General features: G+C 65.1%; 22 protein-coding genes. 17 read left to right on the forward strand and 5 right to left on the reverse strand.

Annotation, left to right across the window (positions count from 1 at the left end):
* Positions 1-75: 75 nt before the first annotated feature.
* Positions 76-834: an enoyl-CoA hydratase/isomerase family protein gene (locus tag B9Z01_RS27340; protein WP_085488681.1), complete on the reverse strand. Its 759-nt coding sequence runs from the start codon at positions 832-834 to the stop codon at positions 76-78.
* A 328-nt stretch (positions 835-1,162) separates the two neighbouring features.
* On the opposite strand from B9Z01_RS27340, the gene B9Z01_RS27345 reads away from it, so the two are divergent.
* From B9Z01_RS27345 to B9Z01_RS27420, 16 genes are all read left to right on the forward strand, one after another.
* Positions 1,163-1,816: a TetR/AcrR family transcriptional regulator gene (locus tag B9Z01_RS27345; RefSeq protein WP_085488682.1), complete on the forward strand. Its 654-nt coding sequence runs from the start codon at positions 1,163-1,165 to the stop codon at positions 1,814-1,816.
* 132 nt (positions 1,817-1,948) lie between these two features.
* Entirely contained in the window at positions 1,949-2,995 is a 1,047-nt protein-coding gene (locus B9Z01_RS27350; protein WP_085488683.1) for a Gfo/Idh/MocA family protein, read from the forward strand.
* 8 nt (positions 2,996-3,003) lie between these two features.
* Positions 3,004-3,807, forward strand: coding sequence for a shikimate dehydrogenase family protein (locus tag B9Z01_RS27355; protein WP_244196171.1), 804 nt, complete (start codon positions 3,004-3,006; stop codon positions 3,805-3,807).
* A 64-nt stretch (positions 3,808-3,871) separates the two neighbouring features.
* Complete coding sequence (locus B9Z01_RS27360; RefSeq protein ID WP_085488685.1) at positions 3,872-4,900, forward strand: LacI family DNA-binding transcriptional regulator; 1,029 nt, start codon at positions 3,872-3,874, stop codon at positions 4,898-4,900.
* 205 nt (positions 4,901-5,105) lie between these two features.
* Complete coding sequence (locus tag B9Z01_RS27365) at positions 5,106-6,092, forward strand: TRAP transporter substrate-binding protein (RefSeq protein ID WP_085488686.1); 987 nt, start codon at positions 5,106-5,108, stop codon at positions 6,090-6,092.
* A 20-nt stretch (positions 6,093-6,112) separates the two neighbouring features.
* The gene (locus B9Z01_RS27370; RefSeq protein WP_085488687.1) at positions 6,113-6,673 is read left to right on the forward strand and encodes a TRAP transporter small permease; all 561 of its coding nucleotides are present in this window, start codon (positions 6,113-6,115) and stop codon (positions 6,671-6,673) included.
* The gene (locus tag B9Z01_RS27375) at positions 6,670-7,935 is read left to right on the forward strand and encodes a TRAP transporter large permease (protein ID WP_085488688.1); all 1,266 of its coding nucleotides are present in this window, start codon (positions 6,670-6,672) and stop codon (positions 7,933-7,935) included. The genes B9Z01_RS27370 and B9Z01_RS27375 overlap by 4 nt, the downstream gene beginning before the upstream one ends.
* On the forward strand, positions 7,911-8,705 hold the full coding sequence (locus B9Z01_RS27380; protein WP_085488689.1) for a 3-ketoacyl-ACP reductase: 795 nt from the start codon (positions 7,911-7,913) through the stop codon (positions 8,703-8,705). The genes B9Z01_RS27375 and B9Z01_RS27380 overlap by 25 nt, the downstream gene beginning before the upstream one ends.
* Before the next feature lie 38 nt (positions 8,706-8,743).
* On the forward strand, positions 8,744-9,910 hold the full coding sequence (locus tag B9Z01_RS27385; protein WP_085488784.1) for a dihydrodipicolinate synthase family protein: 1,167 nt from the start codon (positions 8,744-8,746) through the stop codon (positions 9,908-9,910).
* A gap of 20 nt (positions 9,911-9,930) precedes the next feature.
* A complete protein-coding gene (locus tag B9Z01_RS27390; RefSeq protein WP_085488690.1) occupies positions 9,931-10,689 on the forward strand; it encodes an enoyl-CoA hydratase/isomerase family protein in 759 nt (252 codons plus the stop codon).
* 4 nt (positions 10,690-10,693) lie between these two features.
* On the forward strand, positions 10,694-11,512 hold the full coding sequence (locus B9Z01_RS27395) for an aldo/keto reductase (RefSeq protein WP_085488691.1): 819 nt from the start codon (positions 10,694-10,696) through the stop codon (positions 11,510-11,512).
* 13 nt (positions 11,513-11,525) lie between these two features.
* Positions 11,526-11,990, forward strand: a complete 465-nt coding sequence (locus tag B9Z01_RS27400) for a MaoC family dehydratase (protein WP_167387578.1) — start codon at positions 11,526-11,528, stop codon at positions 11,988-11,990.
* Between the two features lies 1 nt (position 11,991).
* Positions 11,992-13,539: an acyl CoA:acetate/3-ketoacid CoA transferase gene (locus B9Z01_RS27405; protein ID WP_085488693.1), complete on the forward strand. Its 1,548-nt coding sequence runs from the start codon at positions 11,992-11,994 to the stop codon at positions 13,537-13,539.
* Between the two features lie 15 nt (positions 13,540-13,554).
* Positions 13,555-14,715 (forward strand): acyl-CoA dehydrogenase family protein, encoded by a 1,161-nt coding sequence (locus B9Z01_RS27410; protein ID WP_085488694.1) that lies wholly within the window; start codon positions 13,555-13,557, stop codon positions 14,713-14,715.
* 15 nt (positions 14,716-14,730) lie between these two features.
* Positions 14,731-16,326, forward strand: coding sequence for an acyl CoA:acetate/3-ketoacid CoA transferase (locus B9Z01_RS27415; protein WP_085488695.1), 1,596 nt, complete (start codon positions 14,731-14,733; stop codon positions 16,324-16,326).
* Positions 16,319-17,098, forward strand: coding sequence for an enoyl-CoA hydratase/isomerase family protein (locus B9Z01_RS27420; protein ID WP_085488696.1), 780 nt, complete (start codon positions 16,319-16,321; stop codon positions 17,096-17,098). Before B9Z01_RS27415 ends, B9Z01_RS27420 begins: the two co-directional genes overlap by 8 nt.
* Positions 17,099-17,114: 16 nt before the next feature.
* Here B9Z01_RS27420 and B9Z01_RS27425 read toward each other — a convergent pair whose 3' ends face one another.
* The 3 genes from B9Z01_RS27425 to B9Z01_RS27435 are packed head-to-tail and all read right to left on the reverse strand — an operon-like array spanning position 17,115 to position 19,872.
* The gene (locus B9Z01_RS27425; protein WP_085488697.1) at positions 17,115-17,960 is read right to left on the reverse strand and encodes a sugar phosphate isomerase/epimerase family protein; all 846 of its coding nucleotides are present in this window, start codon (positions 17,958-17,960) and stop codon (positions 17,115-17,117) included.
* 8 nt (positions 17,961-17,968) lie between these two features.
* The gene (locus B9Z01_RS27430) at positions 17,969-18,736 is read right to left on the reverse strand and encodes a 3-ketoacyl-ACP reductase (protein ID WP_085488698.1); all 768 of its coding nucleotides are present in this window, start codon (positions 18,734-18,736) and stop codon (positions 17,969-17,971) included.
* 2 nt (positions 18,737-18,738) lie between these two features.
* Positions 18,739-19,872, reverse strand: a complete 1,134-nt coding sequence (locus tag B9Z01_RS27435; protein WP_208626247.1) for an acyl-CoA dehydrogenase family protein — start codon at positions 19,870-19,872, stop codon at positions 18,739-18,741.
* 277 nt (positions 19,873-20,149) lie between these two features.
* On the opposite strand from B9Z01_RS27435, the gene B9Z01_RS27440 reads away from it, so the two are divergent.
* The gene (locus tag B9Z01_RS27440; protein WP_085488699.1) at positions 20,150-20,533 is read left to right on the forward strand and encodes a thioesterase family protein; all 384 of its coding nucleotides are present in this window, start codon (positions 20,150-20,152) and stop codon (positions 20,531-20,533) included.
* 492 nt (positions 20,534-21,025) lie between these two features.
* Here B9Z01_RS27440 and B9Z01_RS27445 read toward each other — a convergent pair whose 3' ends face one another.
* Positions 21,026-22,297, reverse strand: a complete 1,272-nt coding sequence (locus tag B9Z01_RS27445) for a Zn-dependent hydrolase (protein WP_085488700.1) — start codon at positions 22,295-22,297, stop codon at positions 21,026-21,028.
* Positions 22,298-22,299 lie beyond the last annotated feature (2 nt).

Raw genomic sequence — 22,299 nt, forward strand, 5'->3', positions numbered from 1 at the left:
TGTCTCCTGCTTCTCTTGTTTGATTTTGTGCGACGCCGCTCTATCACGGCGTTCGTTGACGGATTTCGCTGTGGATCAGGATCGGCCCGAACGGTTGCCGAATGCGTTGGCGCCCTCCTCGTAGTTGCCCGAGGCGAAGCAGAGCGACGTCAGCTCGTTCTCGTAGCGGATGCCCTGTTCGACGCTCATCGAAAGCGACGCGCGCACGGCCGCCTTGACCGACTGCGTCGCGATCGGGCTGAACTCGGCCATCCTGCGGCACAGCGCCAGCGCGCTTTCGAGGACGGCTTCGTCCTCGACCACCATCTCGACCAGACCGATGCTGCGCGCCTCGTTCGCGTCGATCGTGTCGCCCGTCAGCAAGAGACGCATGGCCTGTCCGTAGCCGACGAGGCGCGGCAGCATCTGCGACGCACCGCCGCCGCCCACCCAGCCGCGCAGCACTTCGGGCGCGCCGAACTTCGCGCTCCGGCCCGCGACGCGGACATCGGCGCCGAGCATCATCTCCAGGCCGCCGCCCAGCACCCATCCCTTCAATGCCGCGACGACGGGCTTGGTGAAGTCGCGGATCACCATCGCGTAATCGGTGCGGGCGCGAAATTCCCATGCCGTGCGATACGTCTTGAGCGAATGAAGATCGCTTCCCGCGCTGAATGCGCGCTCGCCTTCGCCGCGCAGCAGCACCGCGCGAATGGCGTCGTCGCGCTCGATGTCTTGCCGGATGCCGACCAGCGTCTCCGTCATCTCGGGCGTCATCGCGTTCATCTTCTCCGGGCGATTGATGACGATCTCGGCAACCGCACCGTGTTTGCGCACCACCATGTGTTCCTGCATCGTGCCTCCTTTTTCCACTGCCGAAGCAGTGATGCCTCATTCGAGTTTTCCCCTATACTTACTTACTAGTAAGTATCTTTGTTTGGCGGACATTAACATCATTGCGGACCGGTACGCAACGGAATTTTTGAGGAGGAGGCGAATGAGACGCGCGCAGTCGTTTGCGGACGAGCCGAAGGAACAGCCTGCGAATGAGGGTCGTGTAAAATCAGCCGCGCAAAAGTACCGGATCAGCGAGCGCTGCACACCCCGCTCCGCACTATCCACGCCCGATGCTTCGCCCCGCATGAGGCCAAGTCTCCACTCCGATCCTCGCCGAGGTGAAACGTTGAGTCAGAACGACAAAACCGACAAAACCAGTTCCGCGCCGAAGAAGGCCGCGATGTACGACAGCATCAAGGACGTGGCCAGGAAGCTCCTTATCGCGCACGGCTATCACAAGACGACGTTCGGCGTGATCGCCAAAGAACTGGGCATCACGACGACCAACATCCACTATCACTTCGGCAACAAGAACAGCCTCGTCGAGGAAGTGGTGAAGGATTACGTGGCCGGGGCAATCGCCGGGCAGAAGACAATCTGGCTCGATGAGACGATGTCGCTGCAGGAGAAGGTTCTGGCGGAAATCGCGTTCAACCGCACGCTTTACCGCAGATACAACCCGAGCGGCAGAACGCGCAAGCCGTGGAGTTTGATCGGACGTCTGCGCCTCGAAGGCGACGTCCTGACCGACGAGGCGCGCGCGGCGCTTGCCGGTTTCACCACCGAGATTCATGGGGCGATCGAATTCGCCGTCGAGCATGCGAGCCGCAGCGGCGAGCTGAAACGCGATACGCCGAAAGAAGACCTGATCTTTCTGCTGGCACATCTGGTCGACAGTCTTTCGGTGTTTGCGCAGGACGCCGGCGGCTTCGAGCGCGTCGAGCAGTTCATGAAGTCTTTCTCGCGCGTGGTTCTGGCCAGGTACACCAATCCGAAGTGACGGGACGACGTCCCTTTTGACCGCATAAAGATAACTTCCGACGACCCGAAAACGTCATTGCCCGCTGGACAATTAGATCGATCTACCTTATTGTCTCCGGGTGTCATCGACGTGACCGGACGGAGACAATAGATGAGCGAAACCGGCTTCAATATCGCCGTGGTCGGTGCGGGCATGGCATCCGCGCCGCATCTGGCGAGCCTTCTGGAATTGCGGAATCGGGCGACCGTGCGCCACGTCGTCGCGCGTTCCGAGGAGCGCGCAGGCGCGTTCGCCCGTCAATTGCCGCACGCCCGCGTGACGCTGGATCTCGACACCGCGCTCGCGGACGAAAACATCAACGGCGTGCTGCTGCTGACTCCGCCGAACACGCATCTGGAACTCGGCACCAAGATCGCGGCGGCCGGCAAGCATCTGCTGATCGAGAAACCGATCGACGTCACTACTTCCCGCGCGCGCGAACTGGTCGCGATATGCGAAGAGCACGGCATCGTCGCGGCGGCGGTACTGCAGCACCGGACACGCGAAGCATCGCGCAAGCTGCGCCAGCTGCTCGACGCACGCGCGCTAGGCGACATCCACAGCGCGGGCATCGCCGTTCCGTGGTGGCGTCCGCAGTCCTATTACGATGAACCCGGGCGCGGCACGCTGGCCCGCGACGGCGGTGGCGTGCTGATGACGCAGGCTATCCACACGCTGGATCTTTTCTTGTGGCTGGTCGGCCGCCCTGACGAAGTCTTTTCATACGCGATAACCAGCCGGGGACACCAGATGGAATGCGAGGACACCGTGGCGGGCGTCATGAAATATCGAAGCGGCTGCGTCGCGTCGCTGCACGCCAGCACAGCGATCTTCCCCGGCTTTCCCGAACGCATCGAAATCAGCGGCAGCAACGGCAGCGCCACGCTCAGCGGCGGCAGGCTCACCGTGCATTACACGAACGGCACCGTGATGGCGGAAGGCGAAACGGCTTCGCTCGGTTCCGGGGCAAACCCGATGGCCTTCTCGCATCACGCGCACCAGGCCGTCATCGCCAATTTCATCGACGCCGCCACGCACGGAGCCGAGCCGGTCGCCTCACTGAAGAGCGCGCTCGACGTCCATCTGCTGATCGACGCGCTGATTGCGTCGTCGGCCAATCATCGACCCATGCCCATCAACCCAGGTTCGCCATCATGACTTCCATATTGAATGCCGCCGTCGCCGGAGACACTCGCCTCTTCGCCATCGTCGGCAACCCGATCGCGCAAGCGCGCTCGCCGCTGGTTTTCAACGAGATCTTTCAGCGCATGGGCCTGAATGCGGTGCTCGTGCCCATGCAGATTCCCGCCGCGTCGCTCGCGACGGCGATCGCCGGGCTGAAGACCATCGGCAATCTCGATGGCATCGTCGTCACGGTGCCGCACAAGATATCGATGACCGGCCTCGTCGACCGGCTGCTGCCCATCGCGCAGAAAGTGGGCGCCATCAATTGCATGCGCCGCACCGAATCCGGCGAGTGGATCGGCGAGATGTACGACGGCGAGGGCTTCACGCGCGGACTGAGCAAACAGGGCCACGAGCCGCGCGGCATGTCGGTGTTTCAGGCGGGCGCCGGCGGAGCCGGAAAGGCGCTGGCCCATGCGCTGGCCAGCGCGGGTGTGAAATCGCTGCAATTGATCGACGTGGACCGGGCGAAGCAGGACGCGCTGATCGCGGAGCTCGCGCAGGCTTATCCGGGGCTGAACGTCTCGGCCGGGAGCACCGAACCCGAGGGCGTCGATATGGTCGTCAACGCCACGCCTTGCGGCATGACCGGCGACGATCCGCTGCCGTTCAGCATCGACCGGCTGGACCGCCGTGTCCTGGTGGCGGACATCATCATGAAGCCGGAACGGACCCAGTTGCTGTGTCACGCCGAAGAACGCGGCCACCGCATCCATCTTGGGCGCCATCTGCTGGAGAATCAGGCGGAAATCGTCGCCGAGTTTTTCGGCCTCAAGCCGATCTGACCGGGAACGGGGCCTTGCGGCCGATTCGGATACACTCTGGGCATATGACTCATCGACCGTTCCAATGACCCGAGGCAAACCAGGTTCTCCCGTCACCCTGCTGGATATCGCCAACGATCTCGGCCTCTCCAGGGCAACTGTCTCGCTCGTGCTGCGCAACAGCCCGCGCATCTCCGAAGCCACGCGGGAGCGCGTACTGGAAGCGTTCAAGCGCAAAGGCTACGTCTACAACCGCCACGCGGCGGGCATGCGCAGCAATCAGACGAACACCGTCGGCGTCGTCGTCAACGACATCGCCAACCCTTACTTCAGCATGCTGGTGCGAGCCATCGAGGCCAGCCTCAGCACGCAGGGATTCGTCACGCTGCTCGGCAATACCGACGAATCGCTCGAGCGGCAAAGCCGCTTTTTCGACACCGTGAGGCAGCACAACATCGACGGCCTCATCGTCTGTCCGACCGAATCGACCACCGCCGCGCAGATGCGCCAGGTGCTTGCGTGGGGGATTCCGTGCGTGTTCGCATCGCGCTATGTCGCCGGGCTTCAGGCCGATTACGTCGGCGTGGACAATCGCCGCGGCATGGCGCTCGCGACCTCGCATCTGATTTCGCTCGGCCATCGACGCATCGCGATGATCGGCGGCATCATGCACGCCTCCACCGGCAGCGACCGGGCCGAGGGCTATCGCGAGGCGCTGCGCGCCGCGAAGATCAAGCTCGACGAGCGGCTGCTCGTGCCGTCGCCGCTGACGCGTGACGACGGCAAGCGCATCATCACCGAACTCCTCAATCTGAAGAATCCGCCGACGGCCGTGGTGTGCGGCAACGACATCGTCGCCTTCGGCGTGATGCTCGGTCTGCGCGCCCACGGCATCGAGCCCGGCGCCGACTTCGGCGTCGTGGGCTTCGACGACGTGCCCGAAGCTTCGCTTTGGGAGCCGCCGCTCACCACGGTCCAGGTCTTGCAGGACGACATCGGCCGCGCCGCCGCCGACCTGCTGCTCAAGCGCATGACGGAGCCATCGCGCACGCCCACGCGCATCGTCTCCGAGCCCGTTCTCGTCATACGCGGAACCTGCGGCGCGCGCAAATAACCGTTTCAACCCCGAACACGCTCCGTTCGGGTTTCCCTTAGCAAAATCCACTTGCACCGCATCGGCACTGCTTTTACCCTATAGTAGATCGATCTAACTCGCTTTCGCAGTCTGACGCGGCAGCAACGCGGCCGGTTTTGGCCGTCTTTCCGCGCCGCCTTCATCGCAGTTCAATATGGACACCAGAACCATAGGAATCCGATATATGCGTGACTACCTTCTCTCTCGCCGCAGGATGTTGATGCTCACTGCTGCGTCCGCGGCCGCGGGTTGCCTGCCGCGCGTCGCCAGTGCGCAAAGCCAGACGATCCGTATCGGCGATGTCGTGGATCGCCACAATCCGGAAGTCATCACCGAGAACGTGATGGCCAAGCGGCTGAAGGAAACGACCGGCTTCGACGCACGGGTGTTTCCGGACGGCGTCCTCGGTTCTCATACCCGCATGAACGAGCAACTGCGCAACGGCACGCTCGAGGTCACGGTCACGAACGTGGCGGACCTCGAAGGCTACGACAAGCGTCTGGGCCTGTTCGCCATGCCGTTCGCGTTTCCCGACCGGCAATCGCTCTTCGCGGCTCAGGACGGCGCGCTCGGCAAGGCCTACGCCGGCATCCTCGACAATCTCGGCTTCGTGCTGCTGGGCTGGTTCGACTCGGGCTTGCGCAGCGTCTACAACCGCACCCGCCCCATCCACGAACCCGGCGATCTGAAGGGCCTGAAGATCCGCACACAGGGCAACCAGATCATGATCGCGACGTTCAATCAGCTCGGCGCGCAGGCAACGCCGCTGGACACGACCCAGATCTACTCCGCGCTACAGCAGGGCGTCGTCGACGGCGCCGAGAACTCGGTCACCTTTTTCGTCCAGCAGCACCATAGCGAAGTGGCGAAGTACTACTCGTACACGGACCACTTCTTCTCGATCGATCCGATGCTGGCCAGCAAGAAGTGGTTCGATGCGCTCGAGCCCAGGAAGCAGGACGCCGTGAAGGAAGCCGCCGCGCAGGCTCAGCAGCATGAGCGGGAGCTGTGGCTGGCTTCGGATGCGAAAAATCTGGCCGAAGCGAAAAAGTCCGGCGTCGCGTTCAACGACACGAACCTCCCCGCGTTCCAGGCAGCGGTCAAACCGGTCTATTCAAAGTACCGCTCGAACTTTGCCGAACTGGCCAGCTACCTACCAGCTCTCGGATAACCAGCCACAGGTTCCCCGACATGAAACCCGAACCGCATTCGCGCGTGCCCCGGGACAGCATCAACAACGCTGCGGTGTTTCGCGTACTCGCGAGCGCCGAAGACATGCTGATTGCCGTCCTCGTTTTTGCGATCTTCTGCGTCGTGCTGGCAGGCATCCTGTCCCGCTTCGTTTTCCACGTCTCGCTGTCGTGGAACATCGAGGTCAGCGTCACGTTGATGATCTGGATGACCTTCATCGGCATCGCGGTCGGGGTGCGCGACCGGGTGCACGTCGCCTTCGAGCTCTTCGAAGAAAAACTGAGCGGCCGCTGGCTCGCGCTGGCGTCCTTCGTCCAGATGCTGCTGATGGGCTTCCTGCTGGTCGCGCTCGCCTGGGGCGGTTGGCAGTTCATGCAGCTCGGGCTCAACCAGATCACGCCGAGCGGCATCCCGCAATGGATCTCGTTCGCCGCCATCCCGGCGGGCAGCGCGCTGGGGCTGCTGCACCTGCTGGCCCACGCATGGGACGTGGCCGTCAATGTCGATCTGGACACCGGGGCGCGGCATGGCCACGGCCATACCGAGACGAGGACGCAATGATTCTTACCGTCGGACTACTCGCGCTGTTCGTGCTCGTCGGCGCGCCGATCATCGCATCGCTGGGCGTGGTGGGCACTATCGACGGCCTGCTCAACGGCCTGCCGCTGACCAACATCGCCCAGGCGATGTATCACGGCGTCGACTCGTTCACGCTGCTCGCCGTGCCTCTGTTCATCCTCGCGGGCGAGATTCTGTTTCACTCGGGCTCGGCGGGACGTCTGGTCAATTTCATGAATCTGCTGGTGGGACGCGTGCCCGGCGGGCTGGGCGTGAGCGCCGTCGCCTCGACGATGGTGTTCTCCGGGCTCAGCGGTTCGGTCAACGCGGATGCCGCCGCGATCAGTTCGGCCATGCTGCCTTCGATGGAAAAGGCCGGCTACCGCAAGGAATGGTCGTCCGCGATCATCGCGGCGGCGGCCGGGACCGGCATCCTGATTCCGCCGTCGATCACCATCATCGTGCTGGCGACCGTCGCGAACATGTCGGTCACCAAGTTGTTCCTCGCGGCGACGCTGCCCGCGATCCTGGTCGGCGTCACGAAGATGTTCATCATCATGTACCGGGCGCGCTCGGAGCCGCCGGTGGCGCCGGTCCACTTCAGCGTGCGCGAGCTGGGCCGGGCGTTCGTGCTCGCCATCCCGGCGCTGGGCGCGCCGATCATCATCCTCGGCGGGATCTTCATGGGCTTCTTCACGGCGTCCGAATCCGCGGCAGCGGCAGTGGCCTACGTGACGATCATCACGCTGTTGCAGCGATCGATCCCCCATCGCGCGTGGGTGGGCATCCTGATCAAGGCCGGCCGCACCAGTGCGATCGTGCTGTCGCTGGTGGGAGTCGCGCAGATTATGGGGTACATGCTCGCGTACAACTCGGTGGGCGAGCAGGTGGCCGATTTCGCGTCGCAACTGACCGGCAACAAGTTCATTTTCACGGTGTTCATCGTGGTGGTGTTCTGGCTGCTGGGCGCCCTTCTCGACGGCATTCCCGCGCTCATCCTGCTGATTCCGCTGTTCCTGCCGATCGCGCAGGACGCCGGCTTCAGCGACATCCACTTCGCGATCCTGGCCATCGCCATCGTCGGCATCTCGCTCGTGACGCCGCCGATCGGCACGGCCTGTTTCATTGTCACCGGCGTCGCCAACATCAAGATGGTGAATCTGGTACGGCCCATGCTGCCATTCATGGGCATCATGTTCGTGACCATCCTGCTGCTGGCTTTCGTGCCGGCGTTCTCCGAATGGCTACCTCATCTCCTGTACTAGCGCCGCGCCACGGACGGCCGCTGGCGCTCGTCACGGGCGCGCGCCGCGGCATCGGCGCAAGCATCGCGGCCGAGCTGGCGCAGCGCGGCTTCGACCTTGCATTGATCGACATCGATGAGGACGGTGCGCGCGAAACGCTGGCTGCCGTGGAATCGCACGGCGCACGCGCACGCTTCTACCGGCACGATCTGGCCGATGGCGTCGCGCATCGCGCACTGGTCGAACGCATCGTCTCGGAGAGCGGCCCGATCGCCTGCCTGGTCAACAACGCGGGCGTGTCCGCCGACCAGCGCGGCGACCTGCTGGAACTCGGCGAACGCTCGTATGACCGGGTCGTCGACATCAACATGCGCGGAACGTTCTTTCTCACTCAGGCCGTGGCGCGCCACATGGCCACGACCGCCAGCGACGACGCGCGCAGCATCGTCACGGTCTCGTCGGTCAGCGCCGAACTGGCGTCGACGGAGCGCGGCGAATACTGCATGTCCAAGGCCGGGTTGGGCATGCTCACCAAGCTTTTCGCGCTGCGCCTCGCACCGCTCTCCATCGGCGTGTTCGAAGTGCGGCCCGGCATCATCCGCACACCGATGACGGAAGCCGTCGCCGCGCGCTACGACGAACGCATCGCCGAAGGGATCGTTCCAATGCGGCGCTGGGGCGTTCCACAGGACGTCGCCTCGGCCGTGGCGACATTGGCCTCAGGGCAGATGGCGTTCGCCACGGGCAGCGTGCTCAACATCGACGGCGCGCTGTCCATCCCGCGCCTGTGAGCCTCGACGCACTTTCATTCCAATTCACCGATCGCGACATGAACACCATCCAACTCCCGACTCCCACCGGAGCACTCGAACGCTACACGCTCGTGGGCACGCCGCTGCAGGTCGGCCGCCCCGCCGTTCCCTTCAATCGCATCGCGCTGTCGGCCGCGCACGTCGTCGCCGATCCGTTCGCGGACGTCGATCCGTCCAGCGGCGGCAAGATCGACTGGGACAAGACGCTCGAATATCGCCGCTATCTGGCCAGCCTCGGTCTGGGCATCGCAGAGGCGATGGACACTGCGCAGCGCGGAATGGGCCTCAGCTGGCAAGAGTCGTTGCAGTTGATCCGCCGCACACGCGCGGAGCTATCCGACAGCCGCGTGCCCATCTTCAACGGCTGCGGCACGGACCACCTCGATCCCGCCTCGGTCGATTCGCTCGACGCCGTCGTCGATGCCTATCTGCAACAGGTCGACGCGATCCAGACCGCCGGCGGGCGTCTGATCCTGATGGCCAGCCGGGCGCTCGCGCGCGTGGCCCGTTCGCCCGACGACTATGTCTCCGTGTACCGCCGCGTGCTCGCGCAAGTGGATCAGGCGGTCATCCTGCATTGGCTGGGCGACATGTTCGATCCCGCTCTCGCCCGCTACTGGGGCACCGATGATCTGACGGCCGCGCGCGACGTGGCCCTGCAGGTCATGACGGAGTCCGCGCACAAGGTGGACGGCATCAAGGTCTCCCTGCTCGACAAGCAACGCGAGATCGACATGCGCCGCCTCCTGCCGGCCGGTGTGAAGATGTACACCGGCGACGACTTCAACTATCCCGAGCTGATCGCCGGCGACGAGCAAGGCTATTCGCACGCGCTGCTGGGCATCTTCGACGGCATCGCGCCCGCGGCCTCCGCCGCGCTCAGCGAACTGGCAGCCGGACGTCGTGATCGTTTCGACGAAATTCTGGCGCCGACGGTGCCGCTGTCGCGTCACATCTTCCGCGCGCCGACGCGCTTCTACAAAACGGGCATCGTGTTCCTCGCCTTCCTGAACGGCCATCAATCGCACATGACGATGCTGGCCGGACAACAGGCCATGCGTCCGCTGCCGTATTTCGTCGATCTGTTCAAGCTGGCCGACGCGGCGGGTCTGCTGATGCAGCCCGAACTCGCGATCGCGCGCATGAAGACGGTCCTCGCCTGCTACGGCATATCGCAAGAATGAGCCGGACTGAGGAGGCATCGATGGGACAGATTCTTTCGCGCCGCGAAGGCGCGGTGCTCACGCTGGAGCTCAGCAATCCGGGCAAGGCCAACGCGCTCGACTTCGCGATGCTGGCCGCGCTCGACGAGCAGATTGCACGGATCGGTGAGGACGACACCATCCGCGCGGTCGTGCTGCGCGGCACGGCGGGCGGTGTCTTCTCTTCCGGTGCCGACATCCGCGAATGGTCGACGCTGGACCCGCAAGCATTCGCGACCCAATGGATCGGCGAGGGCAACGCGGTGTTCCGGCGCTTCGAGCGGCTGCGCTGCCCGACCGTGGCCGTCATCGAGGGACTGTGCTTCGGCGGCGGCCTGGAGCTCGCGCTGTGCTGCGATCTGCGGCTGGCGGGCACCGGCGCACGATTGCGCTTTCCCGAAGTCGCCATCGGCGCCATTCCCGGCTGGGAGGGCGGCGACCGATTGCAGCGCATCGCGGGCCGCGGGCGCGCGCTCGAGGCGGTGCTGCTGTCGCGCGAAATCGATCCGCCGGCCGCGTTGCAGTGGGGCATCGTCAATGCCGTCTGCGCGCCGCAGGAAGTCGAAGCCCGGCTGGAGGAATGGACCGCGCGTCTGTGCCGGATATCGCCGCGCGCCGCCGCGCTGGCCAAAGCCCTGATCGTCGATGACGACAAAGATCCACACGCAGCCTATCCGGCGGCCGCGCTCGCGGTCCGCTCCAGTCCCGACGCGGAGCTCGGCATCCGCGCCTTCTTTGCGAAGACGGCCGCCGTCTTCTGACGCCATGAACATACTTTTCCAACGCACCCATCAACGATCTTTCGGCACCTGGCCGCTAAACGGGCGGCAACTGCTGGACGCGCTGCAGAGCGCCGTCGAGATCGGCTACCGCGCGATCGACACCGCGCAGCTCTACGACAACGAAATCGGCGTCGGCTCATCGCTGCGCGTCATCGGCATCCCGCGCGACGAGTTGTGCATCACGACCAAGATCGCGCCCGCGAACGATTCCGACGAACGTTTCATGCCGTCGCTGCGCGAAAGCCTCGAGAAGCTGAAGATCGATCGGGCCGACATACTGCTGCTGCACTGGCCGCCAGCCGACGGCAACGTCGCGCCTTCGGTGCGCCGCCTCGAAGAAGCGGCACGCGCGGGCCTGACACGCCATATCGGCGTCAGCAACTTCAACGCCGCGATGATGCGCGCCGCGAAAGCCGCGACGGCGCTGCCGCTCGTCACCAATCAGGTCGAGTTTCATCCGCTGCTGAACCAGTGCGTCCTGCTGGACACCGCCATCGAGACCGGCATTCCGCTCTCGTCCTACTGTTCGGTCGCGCGCGGCGAGATCTTCAAATATCCGCTATTCGACGAGATCGGCGAGCGCTACGGCAAGTCGGCAGCGCAGGTGGCGCTGCGCTGGATCCTCCAGAAAGGCGTCACGATCAACACCATGTCGACGCAGCGCAGGAACATCGAGGCCAACTTCGACGTGATGGACTTCACGCTGTCCGGCATCGACATGAATCGCATCGACGTGCTGACCAAAACGAATTACCGCATCGTCAATCGCGAACGGGTTCCCCATGCGCCCGAGTTCGACTGATAAGGACAACATCATGAGCAATCCCCTGCTCTTCGACGAAATCGAACCCGGTCTCGCGTTCACGACGTCGGGCATCGTCGTCACCGAGAGCCACGTCGTGCAGTTCGCCGGCATCTCGGGCGACTTCTTCGACGTCCACATGGACGACGAATTCGCGCGCGGCGTCGGCTTTCCCGGCCGCGTCGCGCATGGCCTTCTGTGCCTCGCCATGGTCGACGGTCTCAAGAACCGCGCAACGACGAGCTTCGCCGCGGTCGCGACGCTGGAGTGGACTTATCGCTTTCACAAGCCGGTGCTCATCGGCGACAGGATTCAGGGGCGCATCCGCGTGCTCGACAAGCGCCCGACGCGCCGGTCCGATCGCGGCATCGTGCGTTTGCAGGTCGAAGTGCACAACCAGGACGGCGTGCTGATCCAGGACGGACTCAACGTGCTGATGGTCCGGGCAGACGCGCGGACCGGCAACGAGGAAAAATAAGATGAAGCGTGCAAACCTGACCGATGCGAATTCCATGGCGGCGGCGATCTTCGACGGCGCGGTCGTCGTATTGAGCGGCTCGGGCGGCGGACTGGTCGAGCCCGATCACATCACCGAGGCCATCGAGCGCCGCTTTCTGGCCACGGGCCATCCGCGCGATCTCACGCTGATCCACGCCCTCGGGATCGGCGACGGCGTGACGAGCGGCATCAGCCGCTTCGCGCACGAGGGCATGGTGAAGCGGGTCATCGGCGGCCATTGGACGTGGTCCAGGCCGATGCAGAAGCTCGCCCGCGAGGAACGCATCGAGGCCTACACACTGCCCGCCGGCGTGATCCAGACGCTGATACGTGAAGCCGGCGCGGGCCGCCACGGCCTCGTCACGCACATCGGCCTGGATACCTTCGCCGATCCGCGCCACGGCGGCGGCCGCGTCAACACCCGAGCGCAGGCAGATCTGGTCGAGGTCGTCACACTGGGCGGCAAGGAGCTGCTCTGGTACAAGCCCTTCGAGATCGACTTCGCCATCGTGCGCGGCACCACGGCGGATATGCAGGGCAACCTGACATCTCGTGAAGAGCCGGCCGACATCGACGCTTTCGCCGCGGCGCTCGCCGCGCACAACGGCGGCGGCCGCGTGTTCGCGCAGGTGCGCGACGTCTCCGCCACGCCGATCATGCCGGCGCGCGCGGTCACCGTGCCGGGCGTTCTGGTCGACGATATCTGCGTGTACGCCGACCAGAAGCAGACCACCGCCGCGGGCTACGATCCGGCCATCAGCGGCGAGACGCCGGCGCCCGACACGCGGACGCCGCCGCCGCTGCCCGAGGGCATCCGCTACATCATCGCGAGGCGCGCCGCGAAGGAGCTGGAACCCGGCGCCTGCGTCAACTTCGGCTACGGCCTGCCCGACGGCATTCCCGCAGTGGCGCATGCGGAAGGCGTGGACATCAGTTGGACCGTGATCGAGCAGGGATCGCACAACGGCGAACTGCTGGGCGGCGACCTGTTCGGCGCCACGCGCCATGCGAGCGCGATCCTGAAATCCAACGATCAGTTCGACCTGTTCAGCGGCGGCGGTATCGATATCGCCTTCCTCGGCATGGGCGAGCTGGACGCGCAAGGCAACGTCAACGTCTCCTGGCTGGGCGAGAACATCGTCGGACCCGGCGGGTTCGTCGACATCACGCAGCGCACGCGCAAGGTGGTCTTCTGCGGCACCTTCGAGGCGAAGGGGCTGGAGGTCGAGCTGGAAGACGGACAGGTTCGCATCCGCCGTCACGGCTCGGTTCCGAAGCTGGTCGAGCAGGTCCGCCACATCACGTTCAGCGGCAGGCGGGCGCGCGCGGACGGCCAGCAAGTGATCTACGTCACCGAGCGCGCCGTCTTCGAACTCGCGGCCGAGGGCTTGCGGCTGATCGAGGTCGCGCCGGGCGTGGATCTCGTCCGGGACGTGCTCGAACGCATGCCCTTCGACGTGTCCGTGCACCCGTCGCTGCGCGAGCGTGCGGAGCAGTCGTCGCAGACCGCGACCGCATCCGCGAACTGAAGACGGAGAAAAGCGATGGACTTTACGCTGAGCGACACGCAGAAAATGATGATCGAGACCGCGCGCCGCTTCGTCCGCGCCGAGCTGCAGCCGCTCGAGCAACAGGTGGAGGACGAAGGGGCGCTAGCGCCCGGGATCGCCCGTGGCCTGCAGTCCCGGGCCCGCGCGCTGGGCCTGTACGCGGTCAACATGCCCGCCGAGCTGGGCGGCGGAGGACTGAACACGGTCGACTCGATGCTCTGCGAGGAGCAGTTCGGGCACAGCTCCGACATCCTCGTGCGGCGCGCATTCGGCAACGTCTACGACGCGCTTCTGGCCTGCGAGAGCGAACAGATCGAACGCTGGCTGACACCCGCGATCCGGGGCGAGCGGACCTGCGGCCTCGCGATCACCGAAACCGGCGCGGGCTCGGACGCCCAAGGCATCAGGACCACGGCGCGCAAGACCGCGCTCGGCTGGGTGCTGAACGGCAGCAAGCACTTCATCAGCGATGCGCAATGGAGCGATTTTTTTCTGGTCTCGGCCCGCACCGGCGAGAGGGAAATCTCGCTCTTCGCGGTGGACAAAAACCTGCCCGGTTTCGTCGTCGGAAAGGATCAGCAAATGATGGGGCTGCGCGGCACGCCCCATCACGAGCTGTTTTTCGACGACGTCCCGCTGGAGCCGATGGCCCTGATCGGACGACAGGGCGAGGGATTCAGGCTGGCGATGAACATGCTCGGCCGTGTGCGCCTCGCGCTGATCGGCGCTCGTGGAATCGGCAAGGCTGCGCATGTGCTCGAAATGATGATCGGGTACGCCGGCGACCGGCATCAGTTCGGCGTGCGTATCGGCGACTTCCAGATGATCCAGCAGCTCATCGCCGACAGCGTGATGGAGATCAACGCGGCGCGGCTGATGCTGCTCAACACCGCCAGCATGATGGACGCGGGACAGGACGCGCGCGACTGGATTTCGATGGTCAAGGTGCAGGCCTCCGAGACGCTGGGCCGCGTGGTCGACCGCGCGGTGCAGGTCTTCGGCGGCATGGGTTTCTGCAAGGAGCTGGCAATCGAGCGCTATTACCGCGATGCCCGCGTCTACCGCATCTTCGACGGCACCTCAGAGATACATCGCGGCATCATCGCCCGCAATGCGCTCAAGCGCGGCGCGGCCCTGTTCGACCTTCATCGCTGAGCGCAGGCATCCGACATGAACAAAGTCATCACGGCCGAAGAGGCGGCCCGGCTGGTGAGAACCGGCGATATCGTCAGCATCAGTTCCTCCAGCGCGCTCGGCTGCCCCGACAAGATTCTCGCGGCCATCGGCGAGCGCTTCGAGCGCGAGGGACAGCCGCGCAACCTCACCACCCTGAACCCGATCGCCGCAGGCGACATGTACGGCGTCAAGGGCATCGATCATCTCGCCCGGCCCGGTCTGCTCGCGCGCACGCTCGCGGGCTCGTATCCGAGCGGCCCGTCGTCGCTGCCCATGCCGAACGTCTGGCGCATGATCGTCGAGAACCAGATCGAGGCCTACAACATTCCGAGCGGCATCCTGTTCGACATGCACCGCGACGCCGCCGCGAAGCGTCCCGGCGTGCTGACCAAGGTCGGCATGGACACGTTCGTCGACCCCGACCGGCAAGGTTGTGCGATGAACGCCGCCGCGTCCGCGCGGCCGATCGTGCGCAAGGTGTCCTTCGACGGCCAGGATTGGCTCTACTTTCCGGCGATCGCGCCGCGCGTGGCCATCATCCGCGCGACCACCGCCGATGAAGCGGGCAACCTCGGCTACGAACACGAAGGCGCGTTGCTGGGCGGCATCGATCAGGCTCTGGCCGCGCGCAACAACGGCGGCATCGTGATCGCGCAGGTCAAGCGCGTGGTGAAGTCCGGCACGCTGCGGCCGCACGACGTGCGCGTGCCCTGCAATCTGGTCGATTACGTCGTCGTCGATCCAGACCAGTGGCAGACCACGCAGACGCCGTACGATCCGGCCATCAGCGGCGAAATCACGCTGCCGATGGATTCGTTCGAGCCGACGCCCTGGGGACCGGAGAAGGTCATCGCCCGCCGCGCGGCGATGGAACTCGCGCATGGCTACGCCGCCAATCTGGGCTTCGGCATCTCCGCCAACGTGCCGCGCATCCTGCTGGAGGAAGGCCTGCACGGCGAAGTGACCTGGGCCATCGAACAGGGCGCGGTCGGCGGCATGCCGCTGCTCGGGTTCGCCTTCGGCTGCGCCTCCAACGCGGACGCGATCGTCGCCTCGCCGAATCAGTTCACCTATTTTCAGGGTGGCGGCTTCGACGTCGCGCTGCTTTCCTTCCTGCAAGTCGACGCCGACGGCAGCGTGAATGTCTCCCGGCTCGCGTCGAAACCGTATCTGACCGCTGGCTGCGGCGGCTTCGTCGACATCACCGCTCATGCGCGCCGTATCGTGTTCTCGGGTTTTTTCACCGCCGGCGCGCAACTGGAAGTCGGCGGCGGCAGGCTCGGCATTGTCAAGGAAGGCCGCACGCGCAAGTTCGTCCAGACGGCCGAGCAGATCACGTTCAGCGGGCGCGTCGGGCGCGAGCGCGGCCAGCGAGTCACTTACGTCACCGAACGCTGTGTCATCGATCTTCTCGATGACGGGCTGACGGTGCGCGAGATCGCTCCCGGCGTGGATTTGCAGCGCGACATTCTGGATCAGGCCGAGATCGCGCTGAAGGTCGCCCCGGATCTGCGCCACATGGATGCGGCGCTCTTCACCGACGCGCCCTTCGGACTCCGACTCAAACCCCGCGAAGGCCGCCATGACTGATCGCTTCATTTCCATCGTCCGCGATGCGGCCGTCGCCGCCGTCACGGTAGACCGGCCAGCCAGGCTCAACGCGTTGACGCCCGGCATGCTGGATCAGCTGGAAGATGCGGCCCGCGAACTGGAGGCCGACGACCAAACGCGCGTGGTCATCCTGACGGGCGGCGGCGTGAAGGCATTCTGCGTCGGCGCCGACATCAACGAATGGGCCGCGCTCAAGCCGCTGGACATGTGGCGCCACTGGGTACGCCGAGGCCATCAGGTCTTCGACCAGTGGGCGCGGCTGCGCCAACCTGTGATCGCGGCGATCAATGGTCATGCTTTCGGAGGCGGACTGGAACTGGCCATCACCGCCGACGTGCGCATCGCGGCGCAAGAGGCCAGGTTCGCGCTGCCGGAAGCTTCGATCGCAACTTGCCCCGGCTGGTCAGGCACGCAACGGCTGGTGCGGCTCGTCGGCGCAAGCCGCGCCAAGTATCTGGCCTTGAGCGGCGCGCGCGTGACAGCCGCCGATGCGCAGGCGTGCGGCCTCGTGCATGAGGTCGTGGCGCAAGAGCGCGTGCTGGAACACGCGCATCGACTGGCGCGGGACATGGCGGCGCGCGCGCCGGTATCGCTGCAACTGACCAAGCAACTGATCAACGCAGCCAGCGGCGAGGAAACCGGCTCGACACTGGAAGCGATGGCGGGCGCGCTCGCGGCCAGCACCGAGGACGCGGCGGAGGGCATCCGCAGCTTTCAGGAAAAGCGGCCGCCCGTCTATGCCGGACGCTGAGGCACGCCAGCGTGCCTCAGCAGCACTCGAACAGGCGCTCGCGGCAAACCCGCAAAGTCTCATCGGCCGGGCGCGTCCACCAGTCGAGCCGGGAGAAAATCTCCACTTCGACGGGGCCGTCATAGCCGACGGCTTCCACCGCCGCACGCAGCCTCCTCAGATCAATGACGCCGTCGCCCATCATCCCGCGGTCCTGCAACGGGTCGCGGGTTTCGACCAGCCAGTCGCACACGTGCAGCGCAAGTATGCGTTCGCCCGCACGGGCGATGGCGGGCATCAGCGCCGGGTCCCACCAGACGTGGTAAGCGTCGATGGCCACGCCGAAGCTTCCTTCTCGCGACGGGTCGAGCCGGTCGCACCAGTCCAGCGCCTGATCGAGCGTGTTGAGCAGACTGCGATCGGCCGCGTAGACCGGGTGCAAGGGTTCGAGCGCGATACGCACGCCGGTCTCTTTCATCGTCGGCTGCAAGGCGGCAAGGCCATCGAGAATCTGCGCGCGCGCATCGTCGACGTCGCGTGAACCGGGCGGCAGCCCGCCGACGACGGCAACCAGCACCGGCGCGCCCAGCACGGCTGCGGTCTCCAGCGCGCGGCGGTTGGAATCGATCGCGGCGCGACGAGCTGCGGCGTCGTTGGCCGCGAAATACGCCGTGCGGCAATACGCGTTGACCTTCAGGCCGGCCGCGCGAATCGCGCTGGCGGCGGCTTGCGGCTTGTCCTCGTCGATCTCCTGGCGCCACGGCGTGATCCAGCCGAAGCCCTGCTCGGCGATGCGTCCGGCCGTCACCTCGATCGGCTCGCGATAGCCGAGTGTGCCCGTGTTGATGCAACAGAGATCGCCGCGTCCGTTCAGCTCACGCATGATGTGCCTCAGAAGCGTTGGATCATCAGGCCGCCGTCGACGCGAACTTCCTGCGCCACCGTATAGGGCAGCAGGCCAGCCGCCATCGTGCGGATCACGCGCGCCACATCTTCCGGCTGGCCCCAGCGCGGCGTCGCGGTCATGCCCTCGGCGATCAGCTTGTCGTACCTGGCCTTGGACGGCGCCGTCATCTCGGTCAGGATGAGGCCCGGCTGCACCTCGAACACACCGATGCCGTGCGGCGCGAGACGCAGCGCGAAAAGACGCGCCGCCATCGACAGCGCGCTCTTCGACATGCAATATTCACCGCGCTCGATGGTGGCGACCACCGCATTCGACGACGTCACGAAGACGATGCTGCGCGCGCCCTCGCCAGCCGGCGCCTGCGCCGTCATGAGTCTCGCCACCGCCTGCGTCAGAAAGAAGGTGCCGCGGGCGTTGATGTCGAGGCAGCGGTCGTAGCTTTGCGCGCTCACCTCGAGCAGGTCACCGCGGCTGAGCACCGAGACGCCCGCATTGTTGACCAGGCAGTCGATGGCGCCGAAGCGTTCGATGATCGCGGCCAGCACGCTCGCGTGGCCGTCGATGTCGCCGATGTCGAGATCGAAGGGCAAGCACACTCGGCCCAGCGCCTCCACCTCGGCAACGAGCGTGTCAAGCCGGTCCGCGTCGTCGAGGGCGATGGCGGCGATGTCGAAGCCTTCGGCGGCGAGCGCCAGCGCCGCCGCGCGCCCGATTCCGCGCGAAGCGCCGGTTACGATAGCAGTCCTTATCATGTTCATGCCTTGAGCAATTGGCGCGCGATGATGACCCGCTGGATCTGGTTCGTGCCTTCGTAGATCTGCGTGATCTTGGCGTCGCGGTACAGGCGTTCGACTTCGAAGCCGCGGATGTAGCCGCTGCCGCCGAAGATCTGGATCGCGTTGCTGGTGTGCTGAACGGCCGCATCGCCGGCGAAGCACTTGGCCATCGACGCCGCGGCGGTCGCCTCGATGCCCGCGTCCAACCTGGCCGCGGCGGAGCGCACCAGCAGCCGGGCCGCCTCGGCATCCTTGGCCATGTCGGCCAGCATGAACTGGATCGCCTGAAACTCGGCGATCGCCTGGCCGAACTGCTTGCGCATCCTGGCCTGTTCGATGCTCGCTTCCAGCGCAGCCTGCACGATGCCCACGGCCAGCGCCCCGATGCCGACGCGCCCCTTCTCCAGCACGCTCATCATCATGTGAAAGCCGCGGCCCTCCGTGCCGAGCAGCGCGTCCGCCGGCAGCTTCACGTCGTCGAAATGCAGCTCGCCGACCTGCGACGCGCGCTGGCCTAGCTTGTGTTCCTTGGGCCCGCGCGACACGCCTCGCGACGCGCAATCGACGATGAAGATACTCATGCCGCGCTTGCCCGCGGCCGGATCGGTACGCGCCAGCACGAGCGCCACGTCGGCGACCGGCGCGTTATGAATCCACAGCTTCGAACCGCTGAGCGACCAGCCGTCGCCTTCGCGCACGGCGGTCGTCTTCACGCCGGATACATCGCTTCCCGCGCCCGCTTCGGTGATGCAATATGCGCCCTTCGACTTCGCGCGCACGAGAGGTCCGAGCCAGCGGTCGATCTGCGCGGGCGTGCCGTGCCTGCTCAGCAAGGTGCCGAGCAACTCGACCAGACCGCACTGGTCCGCGACGGATGCATAGCCGCGGCTGAGCTCCTCCATCACGATCGAATAGGCGAGGCAATCCAGCCCCGCGCCGCCCATGGATTCCGGCACCGTGATGCCAAACAGCCCGGTCTCGCCCATCTGCCGGTAGATGTCGGCCGGAAAGCTCTCGTCCCGGTCGAACCCCTCGGCCTGCGGCCGGATGACCTCGTTGGAAAAGCGGCGAGCCATGTCGGCCACTTGCTGGTGCTCGGTGGACAGAATCACCTCGTCTCCTCTATTGGGGGCGGCATTTCGAAACCGCAATACGTTTATGACAGCGCCGGTGCATCAACTCGATGAATCGCCGTTGCGGTCATGAAACTTTAAGCCAGTTAGATCGATCTAGCAAGCGTCATCCACTGGACACTCGCGGCGTTGCGAAGGCGGGTCAGGCTATGATGGCGCGGCGCATCGCGCACGGTTTGCTTCTATCGACCATCGTTCTGTCCGTCCTCAGGCGCTGCCGTGCTGCCCGTTCAAACTCCCGCTAGAGATTAAACGTGTGACGAAGGAAACGACTTATCGGATCGAGGTGCAGTTCGGCGATTGCGACCCGGCGGGTATCGTCTTTTTCCCGAATTTTTCTCGCTGGATGGACGCTGCATCGCATGACTATTTCCTGCAATGCGGTTTGCCGCCCCGGCGGAAAATGGAGTCGCTGCCCGGCTGCATAGGCGTGCCTCTTCTAGAGATCCATAGCCGCTTTCACACTTCGGCGACTTACGGGGAAATGCTCCACATCCGCACTTCCACTGAAGAGTGGCGCGGCAAGGTCTTCGTTCAGCGGCACCGTGCCTTGCGCGGATACTTCGTGTTTATTACGCCGCGGACACCCATTTCCACCGCACGTCGACTTTCGCATGCCTCGCCAGCGTCCGGTCGCTAGTTGCGCTCCACATGAACCGGGACGTCGATGGTCTACTACGTCGAGTGTGCACTGGGTCAGATCCGGGTTGGCAATCAACTTGAACGGCTCAAAGAAATTCGACCCATCTTGGCGAGCGCCGCGCCGGCATGCCAGTTGACCCACCCGGATGTTACGTCCTGAAAATCGAAGGGCGACAGCACTGCCTTCACGGCGATGCTGACGCCACTCGTCGATATCATGAGCGTCAACGCGCCTGGAATGGCGGTGCCAAGGTTCTCGAAGCGTCCTGCTGTCTCGAACGGGATCGTGAACCATGCTCACGAGCCTGGGGCGGCCGCCGCTCGATTAAAGGCTGGTAAGGCCGATACTGGAGTTCAGCAACGCAACCTCGTTGTCGTAGCCTGACTACATTCGGACCAGGCTTCCGCAGACGTGATGGGACTGGCCGCTCCCCAGCGCCAGCCTTGTGTGCCGTCGATTTACTGCACTGGGAACGCGGGCAACATGCATCTACTGAGCACGCGATAGCGTCGTGTCAAGGTCCCTCAGTGTTTGATACAGCACACGGGTCCCGTCCAGCAACTGCCCGGGTTCGATCCACTCTTCCGGACAATGACTACGGCCGCTCAGGCAGGGGATAAAGATCATGCCCATCGGCCCCAACGGGGCGGCGTAAACTGCGTCGTGACCGGCGCCGCTGGGCATGCGCATATTGGCGTAACCCAGCGCACCGGCAGCACGCTCGACGGCGTCCATCACCAGTGGCGCGCAGTCAGTCGGCGTGGCGCGGCTGACGTGGTGGGCTTGCGCCGACACACGGACTTCGCGCAAGGCCGACTCGACGGAAGCCAGCAATGCTTCCGGAAAGCTGTCGAGCACGGCATTGCTGTCGCTGCGCACTTCCAACATCATCTCAACGTGGCCGGGCACGGCATTCGGCACATTGGGTGTCATCGTGATGCGGCCGATGGTCGCCACCACATAATGCGGCGTACCGCTCATCTGTGCTGCACGCCGGTAAGCCGCGTCGATCAGGCGCGCGGCGCCCACTAGCGCGTCGCGACGGATGTCCATCGGCGTGGTGCCGGCGTGATCGGGCTGGCCGGTCACCACGATGCGCACGCGGCGAATACCGACGATGTTGGTGACCACGCCGATAGGTAGTCGGCGCGTTTCCAGCACTGGACCTTGCTCGATATGCAATTCAACGAAGGCCGCCACGCTATCGGGCTGGCGGATCGGCGCTGCCAATTTGGCCGGATCTCCGCCGATACGCGCGATGCCTTGGGCCAGTGTTTCGCCGACAGGGTTGGTCGAGGCCAACATGCCGGCGTCGAGCAAGCCGGCCATGGCACGACTGCCAATGCAGGAAATGCCGTAGTCGCTCGGCTCTTCCGACAGGAAATCGACCACCTCGAACGGATGCTCCCATACGATGCCCTGCTCGTGCAGCGAATGTGCAATCTCGATGCCGGCCAGCACGCCGATGATGCCGTCGAAGCGGCCGCCGCCGACCACCGTATCGCAATGTGAGCCGGTGACCAGCGGTGCACGCGTGGCACCGCGACCATCCCGGCGGCCGACCAGGTTGCCACCGGCATCCTGCGTGACCGTGAGGCCGGCTGCTTCGAACTCCGTGCGCAGCCAGGCGCGTGCCTCGAGAAATTCCGGCGAGAATGCGCGCCGCGTCCAGGCTGTGTCAGGACGCGTCATCCTCGCCAGCGTATGGACACGCTGCCACAGGCGTTCGGCATTGAGAGGCGGAAAGGCGATTTGTGTCATGG

The sequence above is a fragment of the Paraburkholderia susongensis genome, assembly GCF_900177725.1.
Taxonomy (GTDB): Bacteria; Pseudomonadota; Gammaproteobacteria; order Burkholderiales; family Burkholderiaceae; genus Paraburkholderia; species Paraburkholderia susongensis.